The following is a 16,317-nucleotide window of genomic DNA, read 5'->3' as shown; positions in this document are numbered from 1 at the left end:
CAAATTAGTAATTAGAATAGCTTTACAACTAAGGTCTAATACTTAATAGCGCATTGCTGAGTAATCCTTGAGAAAAGCCTAAGGCAAGTAATTTAAATGGAGACCAAGATGTCAAAAAATATCTATCCAGTTCCTACGCATATTAAAAACACAGCTCTCGTCGATAACGATAAATATAATAAAATGTATAAACACTCGATTGATGATCCACAAAGTTTTTGGGCTGAACACGGTAAGCGCCTTGATTGGTTTACTCCTTATTCTAAAGTAAAAAATACCACCTTTGATAAAGGCCACATAAATATTAAGTGGTATGAAGATGGCTACCTTAACGCATCGTATAACTGTATTGACCGTCACTTAAAAACAAAAGCCAATAAAGTAGCGCTTATATGGGAGGGCGATAACCCATCGCAAAGTGAGCATATTACTTATCAAAAGTTACATGATGAAGTAGCAAAGTTTGCTAATGGTTTAAAAAAGCTGGGCGTACAAAAAGGTGATCGCGTCGCTATTTATATGCCAATGAGCCCACAAGCTATTTACGCAATGCAAGGATGTGCACGTATTGGTGCTATTCACTCAGTTATATTTGGTGGTTTTTCACCCTCTGCGATTGCCGATCGTATTAAGGATTCGGGCGCAAAAGTGGTTATTACTTCAGACGAAGGACGCCGTGCTGGTAACTGCGTGCCACTTAAAGCAAACGTTGACGAAGCTGTATTGCAAGAGTCTGTAACAAGTATAGAGCATGTTATTGTGCACCAACTTACCGGTGGCGATGTTGATTGGCACGACCATGATATATGGTGGCACGATTTAGTAGCAGACGAAGAGCCTGTGTGCGAGCCTGAGGTAATGAACGCTGAAGACCCGTTATTTATTTTATACACCTCAGGGTCAACAGGTCAGCCAAAAGGCGTGGTGCATACCACGGGTGGTTATTTAGTTTATGCATCGATGACGCACGAATATATATTTGATGTAAAAGAGGACGATGTTTTTTGGTGTAGCGCCGATGTAGGTTGGATCACCGGGCACAGTTATATTGCTTATGGCCCGCTGGTAAATGGTTGTACCCAAGTTGTATTTGAAGGTGTACCTACTTACCCAACCGCAGGGCGTATGGGCGAAGTTGTTGATAAACACGGTGTTACTATTTTATATACCGCGCCTACCGCTATTCGTGCCTTAATGGCAAAAGGCGATGAGCCTGTAGCGTCATCTCATCGTAATAGTTTACGAATTTTAGGATCGGTTGGTGAGCCAATTAACCCAGAAGCATGGAACTGGTATTATGAACAAATAGGTAAGTCAAATTGCCCTATCGTTGATACCTGGTGGCAAACAGAAACGGGTGGCATTATGATCACCCCATTACCAGGTGCTACCGATTTAAAACCAGGCTCTGCAACGCGTCCATTTTTTGGTATTGCGCCAGCAATATTTGACGCTGAGGGTAATGCGCTTGAAGGTGAAGCTGATGGTAACTTAGTTATTTTAGATAGCTGGCCATCGCAAGCACGTACTATTTATGGCGATCATGAACGTTTTGAACAAACTTACTTTTCTACCTACCCAGGTGTGTATTTTTGTGGCGATGGCTGTCGTCGTGACGAAGATGGTTATTATTGGATCACTGGTCGCGTAGATGATGTACTTAATATTTCGGGGCATCGTTTAGGCACTGCTGAAATAGAAAGCGCACTGGTTGCACACCCAGCAGTAGCTGAAGCCGCTGTAGTAGGTTATCCGCATGATATTAAAGGCCAAGGTATTTATGTTTACATTACCCCTAACGAAGGTATAACTGTAAGCGATGAGTTAACCAAAGAAATTCGTAACTGGGTTCGTAAAGAGTTAAGCCCAATTGCGTCACCCGATATGATTCAGTGGTCACCAGGGTTACCAAAAACGCGTTCTGGTAAAATAATGCGTCGAATTTTACGTAAAATTGCGGCCAACGAGCACGAACAACTAGGTGATACATCAACACTTGCCGATCCATCTGTGGTTGATGAGTTAATTGAAAATCGATTAAATCGTTAAATGCGCGTTAAAAGCTTGATTACAAGTTGATTCTAAACGTAGTATATCGGCTGTGCTCTACTAGATAGGGCACAGCCGAATTTATTAGGAGTGAACCATGAGTCAGTTTTTAATAGCGGACGACCATCCGTTATTTCGTGAAGCACTAAAGGGTGCACTAACTGTAAAATTTGACGATTTAGAAGTATTTGAATCATCTGATTTTGACAGTACATTGCAGGTGTTAAGCGAGCAAGAAGATCTTGATATATTACTGCTGGATTTACACATGCCAGGTAATGGTGATTTATACGGCCTTATTCGTATTAGAGAAGACTATCCTAGTTTACCTATTGCGGTAGTTTCGGGAAGTGAAGACGCTAATATTGTATCTAAAGTAATGGGTTACGGCGCAATGGGGTTTATTCCTAAGTCATCATCATCAGATGATATTGCCAATGCAATTAATCAAATACTCGAAGGCGATACTTGGTTACCAACAGAATTAAAAAATAAAGTCGCCGAAATTCAAGGCGAAGACCGAGAAATTGCAGCGCAAGTTGCCTCACTTACCCCACAACAATACCGTGTTTTACAATACCTGCACGAAGGTTTGCTAAATAAGCAAATAGCGTATGAGTTACATATTTCAGAAGCCACTGTAAAAGCGCATATTACCGCCATATTTAGAAAGCTTGGCGTATATAACCGCACACAAGCGGTATTAATTGCTGCAAAACTACAATTAGCACCTATAGAGCAAATATAAAACCATGCATAGAATAGAGGCACAAAGCCTCTTTTTTAGTCTTATTTACGCTTATATACGCAATTATCACAAGCCATTCACCTTTATTACATGATCTCCTATAAAAATAATGCTAGCTTACGGGCATTTTATAATTAAGAGAACATGGTATGTCAGACTCTTTAGACTCCAAGGCCCAAAGTAGTAATGAAAGCGCAAATAAAGGCTGGTTTAACCGCTTTTTAGCTGGCGTAGAATTTTTAGGCAATATGCTACCGCATCCCATCACCTTATTTGCAATATTTTGTATCGTAATTGTTGTATTTAGTGGAGTGGCGGATTGGTTTGGCCTAAGTGCAATCGATCCTCGACCTGAGGGCTCGCCTGGGCGCGAACCCGATGGTGTTATTGAAGTAGTGAGCTTGCTTAGTGCCGAGGGATTACAGCGTATTGTAACTGGCTTGGTAACTAACTTTACCAGCTTTGCCCCACTGGGCACGGTACTGGTAGCTTTACTTGGTGTGAGTGTTGCTGAGCACTCTGGACTGCTGTCGGCAGCAATGCGCGGCATGGTAATGGGTGCATCAAAGCGGTTAGTGACCTTTATGGTGGTGTTTGCCGCTATTTTATCTAATACCGCCTCTGAGCTGGGCTATGTGGTACTTATTCCATTAGCTGCAATGATATTCCATAGTTTAGGGCGTCATCCATTAGCGGGCTTAGCAGCGGCGTTTGCTGGGGTGTCGGGTGGTTATAGTGCTAACTTATTATTAGGCACAATAGATCCCTTACTGGCAGGCATTACCACACCTGCGGCACAAATGATCGACCCAACTTACCAAGTAGGCGCAGAAGCTAACTGGTATTTTATGATGGTGTCGGTGTTTTTAATTGCGATTTTAGGCACCCTAGTTACTGAAAAAATTGTTGAACCACGTTTAGGTAAATATAATCCTGAAGAGGCCAGTGCTGATCTTGCACAAAATAATATTGCCGCGTTAACGGCCAAAGAAAAGTCGGGTTTAAAGTGGGCAGGGGTATCGCTATTAGTTGTATCGCTACTACTTGCCTGGACCATAGTGCCAGCCGATGGCATTTTACGTAACCCCGAAACCGGATTAGTAGCCCACTCGCCCTTTTTGAAAGGCATAGTGGTGTTTATTTTTGTAACCTTTGGTATTCCGGGCTTTGTATATGGGCGCGTTGTTGGCACCATGAAAAACGACAAAGACGTAATTAATGCGATGAGCAAAAGTATGAGCTCAATGGGCATGTATATTGTACTAGTGTTTTTTGCTGCACAATTTGTCGCGTTTTTTAAATGGACCAATTTAGGCACTATTTTAGCAATTAACGGTGCTGCATTACTGCAAGCTTTAAACTTAACTGGCCCCGAAGTTTTTGTATTATTTATATTAATGTGTGCATTGGTTAACTTAAGCTTAGGGTCGTCTTCGGCGCAATGGGCTGTTACCGCGCCTATTTTTGTACCTATGCTAATGTTAGTTGGTTACGCGCCAGAGACCATTCAGGCGGCTTATCGTATAGGTGACTCGGTTACTAACTTAATAACGCCAATGATGAGCTATTTTGGCTTGATCCTCGCTGTCGCAGCTAAGTACAAAAAAGATATGGGTATAGGCACACTGGTAGCCACTATGTTGCCATACAGTATGATATTTTTTGTTGGTTGGGTTGTTTTGTTTTATTTATGGGTATTTGTATTGGGTATGCCAGTAGGGCCAGGATCACCCACTTATTACACGCCTTAATAGTACCTGGGTAATACAATAAGTATTATTTAATCGTTTAAAAATGCCAGCATAATTTGCTGGCATTTTTGTTTTACGAAAACACCACGGTTTTATTACCGTTAATAAATAGCTTATGCTCAGAGGCAAGTTGTAGCGCTTTACAAAATACTGTTTTTTCTACATCTTTACCCATATTGGCCATCATTTTTGCAGTTTCTGCGTGGGTTACAGGCGTAACATCTTGCAAAATAATAGGCCCTTCGTCTAACTCGTTATTGACAAAGTGAGCTGTGGCTCCAATGATTTTTACGCCACGTTCAAATGCTTGATGATAAGGTTTTGCACCAATAAAAGCGGGTAAGAACGAGTGATGAATATTAATAATTTTGCCCTCAAAGCGTTGTACAAACTCAGGGCTTAAAATACGCATATATTTAGCTAAACCAATAATGTCAGGGTTATAGCTGGCAATTAAATCGCCTACTTGTTGATCGTGTTCGCTGCGCGTTAATCCCTCATGAGAGATAACATGAAAAGGGACATTAAGCCCTTTAGCAAGCGGCTCTAAAATAGGGTAGTTTGCTATAACGGCTTGCACTTCAATATTTAGCGCTTGTTCGAATTGCTTTAATAATACGCCACCTAAGCAATGTGCTTCTTTAGTAGCAAGTAACACAACTTTAGTTTTTGTACCATTGTGTAAAGCCACTTTAGCGTCTGCAGGTAGTATTTCGCGTAGTAGTGGTAAAAAGTTACTTTGTGGCTCACCAGTGAGCTCTGTACGCATAAAAAAGCGTTTAGCGTCTTTGTCTACAAATTCATTATTACGTGTAATATTTAAATTATGCTGGTGGCAAAGCCCGGTGATTTTGGCTATTAGCCCTACATCATCGGCGCATTGTGTGGTTAGTATGTAGCTCATTCTCTCATTCTTACCCAATTATAGATTGCTTTATTATTTGCGTTTTAGCGCATAAAGCAAGGGCTTTGTGTGTTGTTACAAGGTTTAATTTAGAACAAGCATGACATTAAAGTGAGCAAAGTTAACTGGGGTTTAAAAAGGTATAGTTGCTGTTAAAAATGCCACTGATTGCCAGTGGCATTGATATATAATTAAGTTACTGTGTTATGACTTGGTTTCTGAGGCTAAATCATCTTGTTGTCTGATAAAGCCGGCGGCTTCTTCATCATTTTTTGTAATTGCGCTTTGTTGTGTTGGCATAGCGCGTGTTTGCTGATTAAGCTGATGAATTTGCGACGCGTTACCTAAATCACGCTCACTGGTAATTGAGGCTATTGACTCGCGATCTTTTAAGAACGCAATCACATCGTTTTTAATTGCTTGTAACTGACCTTCGTCTTTGTGCATTTCCATAATATGGCGTGGATGCTCAAGATTTTTCATACCTGTTGCTGCAAAAGTGGTGGTTACTATTCGCGAAACAATAACCCAAGGGGTAATGCTGCTACGTACTAAGGTGTTTTCAGAGCGAGTGCTGTCGTGAATACCTGTACCGGTTGATATTTTAGACTCAGTAAATGTACCTTCACATTTAAAATAGACCAGAAGTGATTCAAATTGCATTTCAGCAAAAAACAAATGTGCATTGCTACTTAATAGCTGAGCAAAGGCTTTAATTAATACACCTATCAGTAATAAATGTACGCTTGCCATTACTAGCTCGCTGATAGGTGAAATATGACGATTATTAAGTGCTTGCTCTATTGAATTGATATTTGCGCTATCAATATAACGATAAATATCGATGAAAGAGTAGGCTAATAATACCGTGAAAATAAGCGCGATTAAATACAGAAAATTACCACTAAGTAGCGCCAATAATCTAGCCATACTAAAACCTTTACCTAAATCTAGCTCATGTAGTTTAGGTTGTATTTCTTGAATTATTTCGCCTTTAAAGCCGCCTTTTCCTTCTACTTGCTCTTGCAGTTGTGGGTTGAGCTCGCGGTATACGCGATTAGGCACTTCTTTATAACGACGGTTAGCCATTACTAGGTTATCTAGATTAATAAAAATTTCAGTAGGGTGTACAGATTCTTGCCAGTTTTCGCGCAGCTCAGATACCTCAGTGCTTGGTGTTATGCTATTTAATCGTGCTTTTAACATAGTAAAAACCAGTGCGCAGCTCAAGGTGGCTAAAATAATAATAGCGACTAAATACATACCCGCATGTAGGTTGGGTAATTGTTCAAACCAAACATCTATTTGCGCTTTACTAATGTGTTGTTCTTGCATTAACCACGACATAGAAAGGCCAATAATAATGGGTAAAATAAACGATAGCGAAATAACTTTAGCCAGTGCACCACCACCAAGTGGTTCAATTTCTCTTGCAGCATTGCGAGTGGTTGGTTTACCTGCCGAGCGCCATGAGAACAATACATAAAACATTAAAATGCTACTGTATATGGGAAATGCTAATTCGCCTGCTTCACCGGTAAAGCCCGACAAAGATACAAAAGCTACCAGTCCATACGCAATAAGTGCCACAAAGGTACTTACCCATGAGCCAAATAATTGCTGGGCAATATTACGCATCGGGTAGGGTAAAAACATTAGTTTAGGAATAAGGCTATGCAACAAGCGAGATAAAAAGCCTTTAGGCTCTTTAAAAGTAATGTTTTTACGACCCATAAGCATTTCTTCTAGTTCTTGGTCGTTATAGGCAACTTCTTTTTTTTCTTCTTTTGCGGTAGAGCTTTGCGATTTACTGTAGTTATAAGCCAGTGACGTAGGGTGATTACGGCCAACAAAGTATTTTAGTGTGGCATAAATACCTGTTGAGAGTGAAGCAATGCCAAACCCTAAAATAATCATCCCAAAAAGCATCAAGATCCACCCGGCAGTTGCATCCTCTTTAACTAACCCTGCAGCAACAACAAGCAGCGTAATGCCGGTAATTGACTCTATAGCACCTCTTAGTGCGGTTACTTTACCTTCAAGCTTGAAGGGGTTTTTAAGTCCAAGATCAATCGATCCATAATCAAAAGCCATTGAATATTCCTTTATAAAAGAATTTTATTGGGAGAAATAAGTGTAATAAGCAATTTATGTTTATTACACTTATTTATTAGTTTTGGCATTATAAGCTTGGTTTAAGCAAATAGCCTAAAATGTTAAGCGTTTATTATTGCAGCATAAAGGTTTCGTATTCTAAATCTTCAAACTGTTTAGATAACCAAAACAAACCCACAACCGAGCTAATAATAGTTGCAAATGCAAAGCCATAGCCATAAAACTGTGGTCCAAGTGCAACCGATAAATAGGTAAAAACAACATTTACGACTAAAAATATTGCTGCGAGTACCAGCACAGTAAAACGTTTATCTAAATAAAATAAAATATTGAGTATTGATAAAAATATAACCTGTACACCCACACCCACACCCACTACATCGATAAATAATAAGGTTTTGTAGTTAGGATCTATGCCTATAAAAGTGAGTATTTGCTCACCCCAAAGTAATAAGCAAGCTACAGTAATGCCCTGAATTTTAAATATATCGTATAAACCACCTTGAGCAGTTTGTATCATATTATCTTTTAATAGATAAATTTCATTTAAAGAGGCACCTTCGCGTATTGCAGTGTAAAAACGGTCGTACTCCTCAACAAAGTCGGTTTCCATTCTTACTAAAAACACGGCCATACCAGGAATAATAGACAAGTAGGCTAAAAATATGGGTAAGTCGTAAATAGGGCTTGCCCTGAGAGTGCCGATAATTTCTATTGAAGTACTAGGGCGTGTTGATCTTTGTGGTATGAAAAACAAACAGCATGAAGATAAGGTATAATTGAATTCGCCAGAAAACTTTACACCGAACCTACATGCCAAGATTAATGTTAACAGACGGGACATGGAATGTCTTATCAAAAGTAATGTACTTAAGTGGTCGAATTTATAATAAGCCCAACCATAGAAAAACGCTCGAAGGCATACTGTATAAGATGCGCACAGGTATTCCATGGCGAGATTTACCTTCTGATTTTGGCCGTTGGAGTGCTATCTACAGACGGTTTAATTTATGGTCCAAAAAAGGGATTTTGAATGAACTGTTTCGCGCATTATCTCGTGATGCGGACATGGATTGGGTCTTCATTGATGGCAGTATTGTCAGGGCTCATCAACATAGTTGCGGTGCAAGAACTGCTGACAATGAATCAATTGGAAAGAGCCGAGGTGGAAATTCTACGAAAATTCATCTTGCAGTCGATAGCGGAGGGTTGCCTGTTTATTATGAATTATCCTGTGGAAATACGCATGATATCGTCCATGCAGAGTCACTCGTAGCTAATTGCCCAACAAGTAATATGGTTGTCGCAGATAAAGGCTACGACAGTGAAAAACTGAGAGCGTTTGTTCGTGATAATAACGCTACACCCGTTATTCCACGTAAGGGCAACAGTTTAGTAGGCAATGAAGATATTGACTGGTGCATGTACAAATATCGGCACTTGGTTGAGAATGCATTTGGCCGTATTAAGCAATATAGAGGGATAGCCACGCGGTATGAAAAGCTTGAACGAAATTATCATTCAATGCTCGCTTTAGCATTTACTATGATGTGGCTACCAATGTGGGCTGATTGATATATGTACTACAAAGATCAACAGCCCCTAATAAATAGTCAAGGTGCAATTAGAATAATTGTACCTGATTTGTTATAGGAGTTTAGTATTAATATTTTAATTATATGTTACAAAAAGCAAAAAAACTAAACAAATTTAAATTGTTTATATTGTAAGTAGCATTTTATGTTGTGCTTGCTCATCATTACGGCAATTAATTAAATATTTTACCTGTATTAGGTGTTTTGCTTACTTTAAAGGCTATTAATTATACTAGAGTAAGTTGCAACTTTATTACTATTCAGCTTAGGTTTATTAATGATAATGGTGTTTTTCTCTATTAAGTTAATAGAACAAAGACTATAATAGTAACCCACAAGTTATAGCTTGCTTCACATAAATATTTATTTTTCTTAAGTAGATCTAAACGTTTATATAAGTTAGGACTATAGCCATAGTTATTATAAATTTTGTAGCTAATAAGCCCCAAAATGAAAGTAGAGCTTTTACAGCTTATATAATGTGTTTATTTGGAGAAAAAATGAGTAATTTAAGCTTGAAGAAAAAGTTACTACTGTTAACTATTCTGCCGCTAACGCTACTGCTAATAAGTTTTTTATTTAGCTCGTATTATTTAGAAGTTAAGAATCAAGAACTTACATTTGATACTTTTAAAAGCAAATTGATTTTTGATAAAAAACATTTACTCGCTACAGAAGTTGAAATTGCGAGTAAATTAGTACAATACGAATTAAGTAAAGGTACAGAGCAAGATGCTAAAAATGCATTAAGGCAACTCATCTTTGGTGATGATGGTTATTTCTTTATTTACGATACCAATGGCGTGAGTGTTTTTCATGCCATGTTAGGTGATGCTATTGAAGGTAAAAATGAAATTGGGATGACTGACCCCAATGGCAAAAAAATAATAGTAGGCTTGCTTGCACAAGCCCGCCAAGGTGGCGGCGCATTTACTTATCATTTTCAAAAACCAAATACCAATGGCTTAGTTGAAAAAATAGGTTATGCAGCAATGATCCCAGGTACCAATTGGATGATAGGTACAGGTGCTTACATGGATGACATAGAAGCTGAGCTTACTAGTTATCAAATGATAATGGATAAACAACTAAACAAAAAAATAACTACCTTATTATCAATTGCATTGCTTTGTATGGTTTTAGCCATTGCGGGCGCGCTATTTGCTGCAAATAATATGTTAAAACCAGTGCTGAGAATGGTACAAGGCTTAGATAATATAGCACGAGGTGAAGGTGACTTAACTAGGCGGTTAGAGGTTGATAGTACGGATGAAATTGGCCAACTTGCCGAGTCGTTTAATACTTTTGTTAGCAAATTACACGGTATTATAGCCAGTGTGGTTGATGTAACTAACGATGTTAAAACAGCGTCAGCAGATATAAATACGCAAACCTTGGTGATTGAAGATAAGTTATTAAAACATAATCATGAAACTGATTTAGTCGCGACCGCGATTACTGAAATGTCTGCAACCTCTCACGAAGTGGCGCAAAATACGACCCAAGTTGCGGTGTCAACTCAGGCAGCAACGCAAGAAGTAGCAAGAGCGCAAGAATGTGTTGATATATCTTTAAGTGAAGTATCAAACTTAATGGCCGAAATAAATACAGCTGCAGAACAGGTTGATTCATTAAGTGAGCAATCTAAAAAGATTAATAGTGTATTAAGCGTTATTGGTGGCATTGCAGAGCAAACAAATTTACTGGCACTTAACGCAGCAATTGAAGCGGCTCGTGCGGGTGAGCAGGGCAGAGGTTTTGCAGTCGTTGCTGATGAAGTAAGAAGCTTAGCAAGTCGTACACAAGTAAGTACGTTAGAAATTAGCGAAATGCTTAGTGAGCTGCATAACTTAGTTACTGCGGCGGTTAACGCTATGCAAGCAAGTCAGCAAAGCTGTAATCGCTCAGTTGAGTCATCACGTGCTATTTCAGAAAGCTTAGGCGCGGTTACTACATCGGTTACCACTATAAACGATATGAGTACCCAAATAGCAACAGCTGCAACAGAGCAAAGTAGTGTAACCGAAGAAATAAACCGTAATGTTTTTGCTATTCAAGAAATTGTAAATGAGCTAACAGAGTCAAGTAAAACAACGTCATCGGTAAGTTTACATTTAGCTGGTCGTGGTGAAAGCTTAGGCGAGTTGGTAGGGCAGTTTAAAATTTAAGACATATTTTTAAATTTAATCATTTATAAAGCCGTAATTTTTAGCTACGGCTTTTATTTTGCCTGCTGCAAAAAATCCTTCCTAGTTAACCTGAGCTCCGGATAATAAACTTATCTCAAGCAGCTATTTTCAGCGCTAACTGCGTTGAATTTACTTGCAATAGGCCAGCTATTGACGCGTAAATTCGCCTTGTTTTCACTGAAAACCTCTGGCTAGAGAAAATAAAATTAAATATAACGATGATTCAATATGTTAGTAAATCTCTTAACCAGAGTTCAGGTTAGTTAATGAAGATGTATGAAATTGCCTACACTTAAGCATCTGAAATCATATCAAAAGTAAGTCGTGATTGTGCTTGTATAATTAAATTTAAAAAATAATAAAAAAACATTAACCGCTGGTTATTTTTACGCATACAATGCGAAAAAAAGCGGATGAGTTTGCATATTTTTTCAATATTTTATGCCCGCTACGTTACACTAATAGCAATACATATTAATAAGTGACTATTTATTAATATAACCTACTAAACTTTAAGGCTTAAGATGATTGAGTATCCGGTTGATAAACTACCCCAACTCATAAATGACTTATTACAGTGCGACACCACAGAGCGCAAAAATAAGTTATTAATAGACGCACAATTAACATTATCAACTGAGCATTTATCATTGCTTTTTGAAGCAATACCTAAAGAGCAGCGCCTTGAAATTTGGCAGTTGTTAGATGAAGACACGCAACACGAAATATTTGTTAATTTAAGCGATGACAGCACCTTATGGTTACTGCAAACTTTAGATGATAGCGACGGTTTTAAACTATTAGACGAAGTTAATGTAGAAGAACTGCTTGAGCTTGAAGAAGTAATTCCTGAGCGATTTGTTGAGTATGCAAAAAAACAACTCGATGAAGCACAAACAAAGCAATATGAATTAGCGCAACAATACCCTTCTGAGCAAATAGGTCACTGGTTAGGTTTTGACTTTTTAAAAGTGTCTGAAAAGTTAACCGCGGGAGGCGCTAAAAAGTTACTCCATAAAGGGTTGCCGCAGTTCACAGAGGTTATTTATTTAGTGAGCCGTAAGGGCAGTTTAATTGGTGAAGTGGCAATTAATGATTTAATAAAAGCCAATGACAACGACAGTTTAATTACTTTAGCAAACCATGACTATGTATCGCTGCATGCAGATGATGATTTATACGAAGCTGCGGAAGTGGTTATTCATAGCGAAAAAATGGCAATGCCGGTTGTTAATGTTGATAACAAATTACTGGGCCGTTTAACCATTGCTTCAGCGTATGAGTTACGCCAAGAAATAACCGACGAGGCTGCCGCTAAAGCGGGTGGTCTGCGTGAAGACGAAGATTTATTTGCGAGTGTGCGAAAAAGTGCTAAAAACCGGGGTATTTGGTTAGGTATAAATTTGGCGACTGCATTTTTAGCCTCGTGGTTTATTGGCCTGTTTGGTGCAACTATAGAGCAAGTAGTGGCTTTAGCGGTATTAATGCCAATAGTGGCCTCTATGGGCGGAATTGCCGGGAGTCAAACGCTCACCGTTATTGTACGTGGCTTGGCACTTGGCCAGGTAACCGACTCTAACCGCGCAGCGCTACTTAAAAAAGAGCTAAGAGTGGGCGCGGTAAATGGTTTTGTATGGGCTTTTGTTATTGGCGCATTGACCTTTTTGTGGTTTAACGACGTTATGCTAAGTATTACTATTACCGTGGCTATTTTGCTTAACTTAGTTGCAGCATCGTTAGCCGGTGTAGTGATCCCTTCTATTTTAGATAAAATGAAAATAGATCCAGCGCTTTCGGGCTCAGTTATTTTAACTACAGTAACCGATATAGTTGGTTTTGTTACCTTTTTAGGTTTAGGTAGTTTGCTACTGTTATAGTGCCTTGTATCGCAAGGAACGCGTAAATAAATAGGAAAAACAATGACTTTTGATGTCATGATTTGGTGTGCTATTGCACTGTGTATTTCGCAGTCAGCAATATTTTCGGGTTTAAACTTGGCGTTTTTTCGCTAAGTAGATTACAACTCGAAATGGAAAGTAGTAAAGGTAACGCCGCTGCGATAAAAGTAATGGCACTGCGTAACGATTCAAATTTTTTACTCTCGACTATTTTGTGGGGAAACGTAGGTATTAACGTACTGCTGACCTTACTTTCTGACTCGGTATTAATGGGTGCAAGTTCTTTTTTATTCTCAACTATTGCTATTACTATTATTGGCGAAATTACACCACAGGCGTATTTTTCACGTAATGCGTTAAAAATGGCCAGCATGTTGTCGCCGTTAATTAAGTTTTATCAATTACTGTTTTATGTCGTTGCTAAGCCTACAGGGCTAATACTCGATGCTTGGTTAGGCAAAGAAGGTATTACCTACTTTGCAGAGAGTGAGCTCAGAGGCATTATTCGTAAGCACATAGAAGCTGAAGAAGCCGATGTACAGCACGTAGAAGGTATTGGTGCACTTAACTTTTTTAGTTTAGATGAAATTAGTGTTACTCAAGAAGGCGAAGTGATAGATCCCGACTCAATCATAGCGTTACCAACCAAGCTTGATTTACCAATATTTCCTGAACTAACACTAAGTGCCGATAATGAATTTTTACGCAAACTGCACAAGTCTGGTTACAACTGGGTAATTATTACTAATCAGGCCGGTGATCCTTTGTTAGTGGTTGATGCGGATGGATTTTTACGCGCAGCTTTGTTTGAGCCAGACACATTTGATCCGTACCACTTTTGCCACAGACCAATAATAGTGATCGATGAAAGTATGCGCTTAAGTGATGTTATTTTAAAAATTCGCGCCAGTCATTCATTAGACAAGTCATTCGATGGGGCAATTGAGCACTATGTAGTACTGGTATGGGGCGATGAAAAACGCATTATTACTGGGGCTGATATTTTTGGCCGATTACTAAAAGGTATGAGTGCGCCTAAACTTGAATTAAACCCCAGTATAGATCAGCCTAAACCGCTTTAAACGGTTTAGGTTTATAAATTAATCACTTTTAATAATACTAACAATGCGCTGCGGTAAAGGTATTTCAATATTCGCTTTATTCATAGCGCTATAAACCCCACCATTAATAGCCAACTTGGTTTCGATTATTTTAGTGGTTGGTACCCAGTAGCGGTAGCTAATAGTTACGCCATTGTCGGCAAAGCGTTCTATACCAATTTGTGCATTGGGCACTTTAGCCACAAGCTCATGGCCATTCACAACATCTTCAATTAGTTTAACTGCGGTATTTGAGCACGCGCTGTAAGCAATGGTAATTTCGCCTTTTACCAATGAAAACTTAAACGAGTTATGGAGTATTTCACCGAGGATATGCTTATTGGGTATGGTTATTTCTACCTTTTCTTCGTCAATAAGTACTGTATGCCCCAGCTCTATTATTTTAACTTGCCCGCTGACATTTTTAACCTCTATAGTGTCGCCAACCACAAAAGGACGAGTGGCAATAATAGCAAGGCCAGCACCATAATTAGACAACATACCTTGCATTGCCAAACCCGCACCAAGCGACGCAGCACCAATAGCGGCCACGAAAGGGGTAACACTAATGCCTATTTTGCCCAGCGCAATAATAATGACAATTATTATGAGCAACACTTTAACTAGGTTACTCACAAAGTTAGTTAACGTGACGTCAATATTATGGCGAGCCATTAAATTAGCCACTACGTTGGCAAGCTTTTGCGCAACCCATAAGCCAATTAAGAGTATGAAAATAGCACCTACAATTTGCATGCTATAGGTAACTAAATACTCGGTAAGCATGGCGTAGTATTTTTCAAACTGTTCTATTTCTGGGCTGATCATATATGCTCTTAAGATGGCTGTTAAATATTTTTGCTAACTATAGCAAAGTGTTGACTAAGATTGGATATAAAAACGGTACTATTACAGCCGTTAAAAGCGCACTTAATGCCATGGCAACCGATGAAAATGCACCTATTTTAGGATGCTCAACCAATGCTGCTGCGGTGCCAATAGCGTGACAGGCAGTACCCATGGCAACGCCTTGCGCTTCATGGTTATAAATTTTAATTAGTTTAAAAAGTACAAAGCCAAATAAAGCACCCAATAAACCAATAAAAATAACCAAGGCAGCAGCGAGCGAGTCAATACCGCCTAATGACTCGGTTACAATTAGCGTTATAGGAGTTGTTACACTCAATGCTGCAACTGAGGCGCTAAGTTGTGTGGGTACAGCAAATATCATGCTGAGTAAAAAAGCCACTACAGTGGCGTTAATAATCCCTAAACTACAAGTGGTTACAATTAAGAGTAAGTTTTTACGTACATGAACAAACTGCTGATATAAAGGTAATGCTAGTGCCACAATAGCGGGCTCTAACAGCCAACTTAGTAATTGGCTGTGGCTAGCAAATTTAGTGTAAGGCAAGTTTAAATTAACCAAGAGTAAAGCAATAATAGCTATACTTAAAAATACAGGGTTAGTAAGTGATTTTAAAATAACATGCTTAACCCGCTGGTTAAGTAGCCTTAATAATAAAAACAGCGCAATAATAAACGGTACGCTAAGCCACCATAAATCTGGAGTTAGTTGTGTTGTTAGCGATTTTAGTTGCTCAGTCATTATTTACGCGTCCTTTAAAGTAGGCAATAACACTACTCACTAACAATAAGGTACTAATAGGGACTAGCAATACAATGGCAACTAAAAAAGGCCAATGCGACTTTATTAAGCCAAGGTGCTCAATAAAGCCAACCCCCGCAGGAATAAAAAAGATGGGCATAATATTTAAAATAGGTGAAGCGCAGGGCTTTAATTGATGCTCTTTTACTATGCCAGTTAACAGTAGCAGCAATAAAATAACCATTGCTAGTAAAGGCGCAGGAAAACTGCCGCCAATACTGTGCATAATGAATTTAGCCGCCGCTAAGCAGAGTAAAATAATTGCGCTACTTAACACATATTTCATTAGAGAGCTCATT

General features: G+C 38.9%; 12 protein-coding genes and 1 pseudogene. 7 read left to right on the top strand and 6 right to left on the bottom strand.

What is annotated here, in order from left to right; all coding sequences use genetic code 11:
• The first annotated feature begins 108 nt into the window (after nucleotides 1-108).
• From acs to CIK86_RS09665, 3 genes are all read left to right on the top strand, one after another.
• On the top strand, nucleotides 109-2,049 hold the full coding sequence (gene acs / locus CIK86_RS09675; RefSeq protein WP_086997393.1) for an acetate--CoA ligase: 1,941 nt from the start codon (nucleotides 109-111) through the stop codon (nucleotides 2,047-2,049).
• A gap of 97 nt (nucleotides 2,050-2,146) precedes the next feature.
• Nucleotides 2,147-2,797: a response regulator transcription factor gene (locus tag CIK86_RS09670; protein WP_011327396.1), complete on the top strand. Its 651-nt coding sequence runs from the start codon at nucleotides 2,147-2,149 to the stop codon at nucleotides 2,795-2,797.
• A 149-nt stretch (nucleotides 2,798-2,946) separates the two neighbouring features.
• Nucleotides 2,947-4,548: an AbgT family transporter gene (locus CIK86_RS09665; protein ID WP_011327397.1), complete on the top strand. Its 1,602-nt coding sequence runs from the start codon at nucleotides 2,947-2,949 to the stop codon at nucleotides 4,546-4,548.
• A 73-nt stretch (nucleotides 4,549-4,621) separates the two neighbouring features.
• On the opposite strand, the gene purU is transcribed toward CIK86_RS09665, so the two are convergent.
• The 3 genes from purU to pelG all read right to left on the bottom strand — a co-directional run bounded on the left by purU (nucleotide 4,622) and on the right by pelG (nucleotide 8,324).
• Nucleotides 4,622-5,452 carry a formyltetrahydrofolate deformylase gene (gene purU / locus CIK86_RS09660; RefSeq protein ID WP_011327398.1) on the bottom strand — a complete coding sequence of 277 codons (831 nt, stop codon included), beginning with the start codon at nucleotides 5,450-5,452 and terminating at the stop codon, nucleotides 4,622-4,624.
• Nucleotides 5,453-5,656: 204 nt separating this feature from the next.
• Nucleotides 5,657-7,546 (bottom strand): hypothetical protein, encoded by a 1,890-nt coding sequence (locus tag CIK86_RS09655; protein WP_086997390.1) that lies wholly within the window; start codon nucleotides 7,544-7,546, stop codon nucleotides 5,657-5,659.
• Between the two features lie 133 nt (nucleotides 7,547-7,679).
• Nucleotides 7,680-8,324: an exopolysaccharide Pel transporter PelG gene (gene pelG / locus CIK86_RS09650; protein ID WP_257010425.1), complete on the bottom strand. Its 645-nt coding sequence runs from the start codon at nucleotides 8,322-8,324 to the stop codon at nucleotides 7,680-7,682.
• 56 nt (nucleotides 8,325-8,380) lie between these two features.
• On the opposite strand from pelG, the gene CIK86_RS09645 reads away from it, so the two are divergent.
• From CIK86_RS09645 to CIK86_RS09630, 4 genes and pseudogenes are all read left to right on the top strand, one after another.
• Nucleotides 8,381-9,142, top strand: a complete 762-nt coding sequence (locus CIK86_RS09645) for an IS5 family transposase (protein ID WP_089367531.1) — start codon at nucleotides 8,381-8,383, stop codon at nucleotides 9,140-9,142.
• 520 nt (nucleotides 9,143-9,662) lie between these two features.
• On the top strand, nucleotides 9,663-11,330 hold the full coding sequence (locus CIK86_RS09640) for a methyl-accepting chemotaxis protein (protein WP_086995154.1): 1,668 nt from the start codon (nucleotides 9,663-9,665) through the stop codon (nucleotides 11,328-11,330).
• A gap of 545 nt (nucleotides 11,331-11,875) precedes the next feature.
• Nucleotides 11,876-13,228, top strand: coding sequence for a magnesium transporter (locus CIK86_RS09635; protein WP_011327408.1), 1,353 nt, complete (start codon nucleotides 11,876-11,878; stop codon nucleotides 13,226-13,228).
• Nucleotides 13,229-13,270: 42 nt separating this feature from the next.
• Nucleotides 13,271-14,331: pseudogene (locus CIK86_RS09630) on the top strand (CNNM domain-containing protein).
• 18 nt (nucleotides 14,332-14,349) lie between these two features.
• Here CIK86_RS09630 and CIK86_RS09625 read toward each other — a convergent pair.
• Genes CIK86_RS09625 through CIK86_RS09615 form a run of 3 tightly spaced genes read right to left on the bottom strand, consistent with a single transcriptional unit; the run spans nucleotide 14,350 to nucleotide 16,304 of the window.
• A complete protein-coding gene (locus CIK86_RS09625; protein WP_011327410.1) occupies nucleotides 14,350-15,177 on the bottom strand; it encodes a mechanosensitive ion channel family protein in 828 nt (275 codons plus the stop codon).
• Between the two features lie 37 nt (nucleotides 15,178-15,214).
• Nucleotides 15,215-15,958: an LrgB family protein gene (locus CIK86_RS09620; protein ID WP_086995023.1), complete on the bottom strand. Its 744-nt coding sequence runs from the start codon at nucleotides 15,956-15,958 to the stop codon at nucleotides 15,215-15,217.
• Nucleotides 15,951-16,304, bottom strand: a complete 354-nt coding sequence (locus CIK86_RS09615; protein WP_011327412.1) for a CidA/LrgA family protein — start codon at nucleotides 16,302-16,304, stop codon at nucleotides 15,951-15,953. The genes CIK86_RS09620 and CIK86_RS09615 overlap by 8 nt, the downstream gene beginning before the upstream one ends.
• Between the last annotated feature and the right edge of the window lie 13 nt (nucleotides 16,305-16,317).

This window comes from Pseudoalteromonas sp. JB197, assembly GCF_002332205.1.
Lineage (GTDB): Bacteria > Pseudomonadota > Gammaproteobacteria > Enterobacterales > Alteromonadaceae > Pseudoalteromonas > Pseudoalteromonas nigrifaciens.
The sequence above is the reverse complement of the archived record's forward strand: the minus strand, read 5'-3'. Positions and strand labels throughout refer to the sequence as shown.

Excerpts from the sequence above, each read along its gene's own strand:
- acs (WP_086997393.1), top strand. The coding sequence starts at position 109 with ATGTCAAAAAATATCTATCCAGTTCCTACGCATATTAAAAACACAGCT.
- CIK86_RS09670 (WP_011327396.1), top strand. The coding sequence starts at position 2,147 with ATGAGTCAGTTTTTAATAGCGGACGACCATCCGTTATTTCGTGAAGCA.
- CIK86_RS09665 (WP_011327397.1), top strand. The coding sequence starts at position 2,947 with ATGTCAGACTCTTTAGACTCCAAGGCCCAAAGTAGTAATGAAAGCGCA.
- purU (WP_011327398.1), bottom strand. The coding sequence starts at position 5,452 with ATGAGCTACATACTAACCACACAATGCGCCGATGATGTAGGGCTAATA.
- CIK86_RS09655 (WP_086997390.1), bottom strand. The coding sequence starts at position 7,546 with ATGGCTTTTGATTATGGATCGATTGATCTTGGACTTAAAAACCCCTTC.
- CIK86_RS09645 (WP_089367531.1), top strand. The coding sequence starts at position 8,381 with ATGCCAAGATTAATGTTAACAGACGGGACATGGAATGTCTTATCAAAA.
- CIK86_RS09640 (WP_086995154.1), top strand. The coding sequence starts at position 9,663 with ATGAGTAATTTAAGCTTGAAGAAAAAGTTACTACTGTTAACTATTCTG.
- CIK86_RS09635 (WP_011327408.1), top strand. The coding sequence starts at position 11,876 with ATGATTGAGTATCCGGTTGATAAACTACCCCAACTCATAAATGACTTA.
- CIK86_RS09625 (WP_011327410.1), bottom strand. The coding sequence starts at position 15,177 with ATGATCAGCCCAGAAATAGAACAGTTTGAAAAATACTACGCCATGCTT.
- CIK86_RS09620 (WP_086995023.1), bottom strand. The coding sequence starts at position 15,958 with ATGACTGAGCAACTAAAATCGCTAACAACACAACTAACTCCAGATTTA.
- CIK86_RS09615 (WP_011327412.1), bottom strand. The coding sequence starts at position 16,304 with ATGAAATATGTGTTAAGTAGCGCAATTATTTTACTCTGCTTAGCGGCG.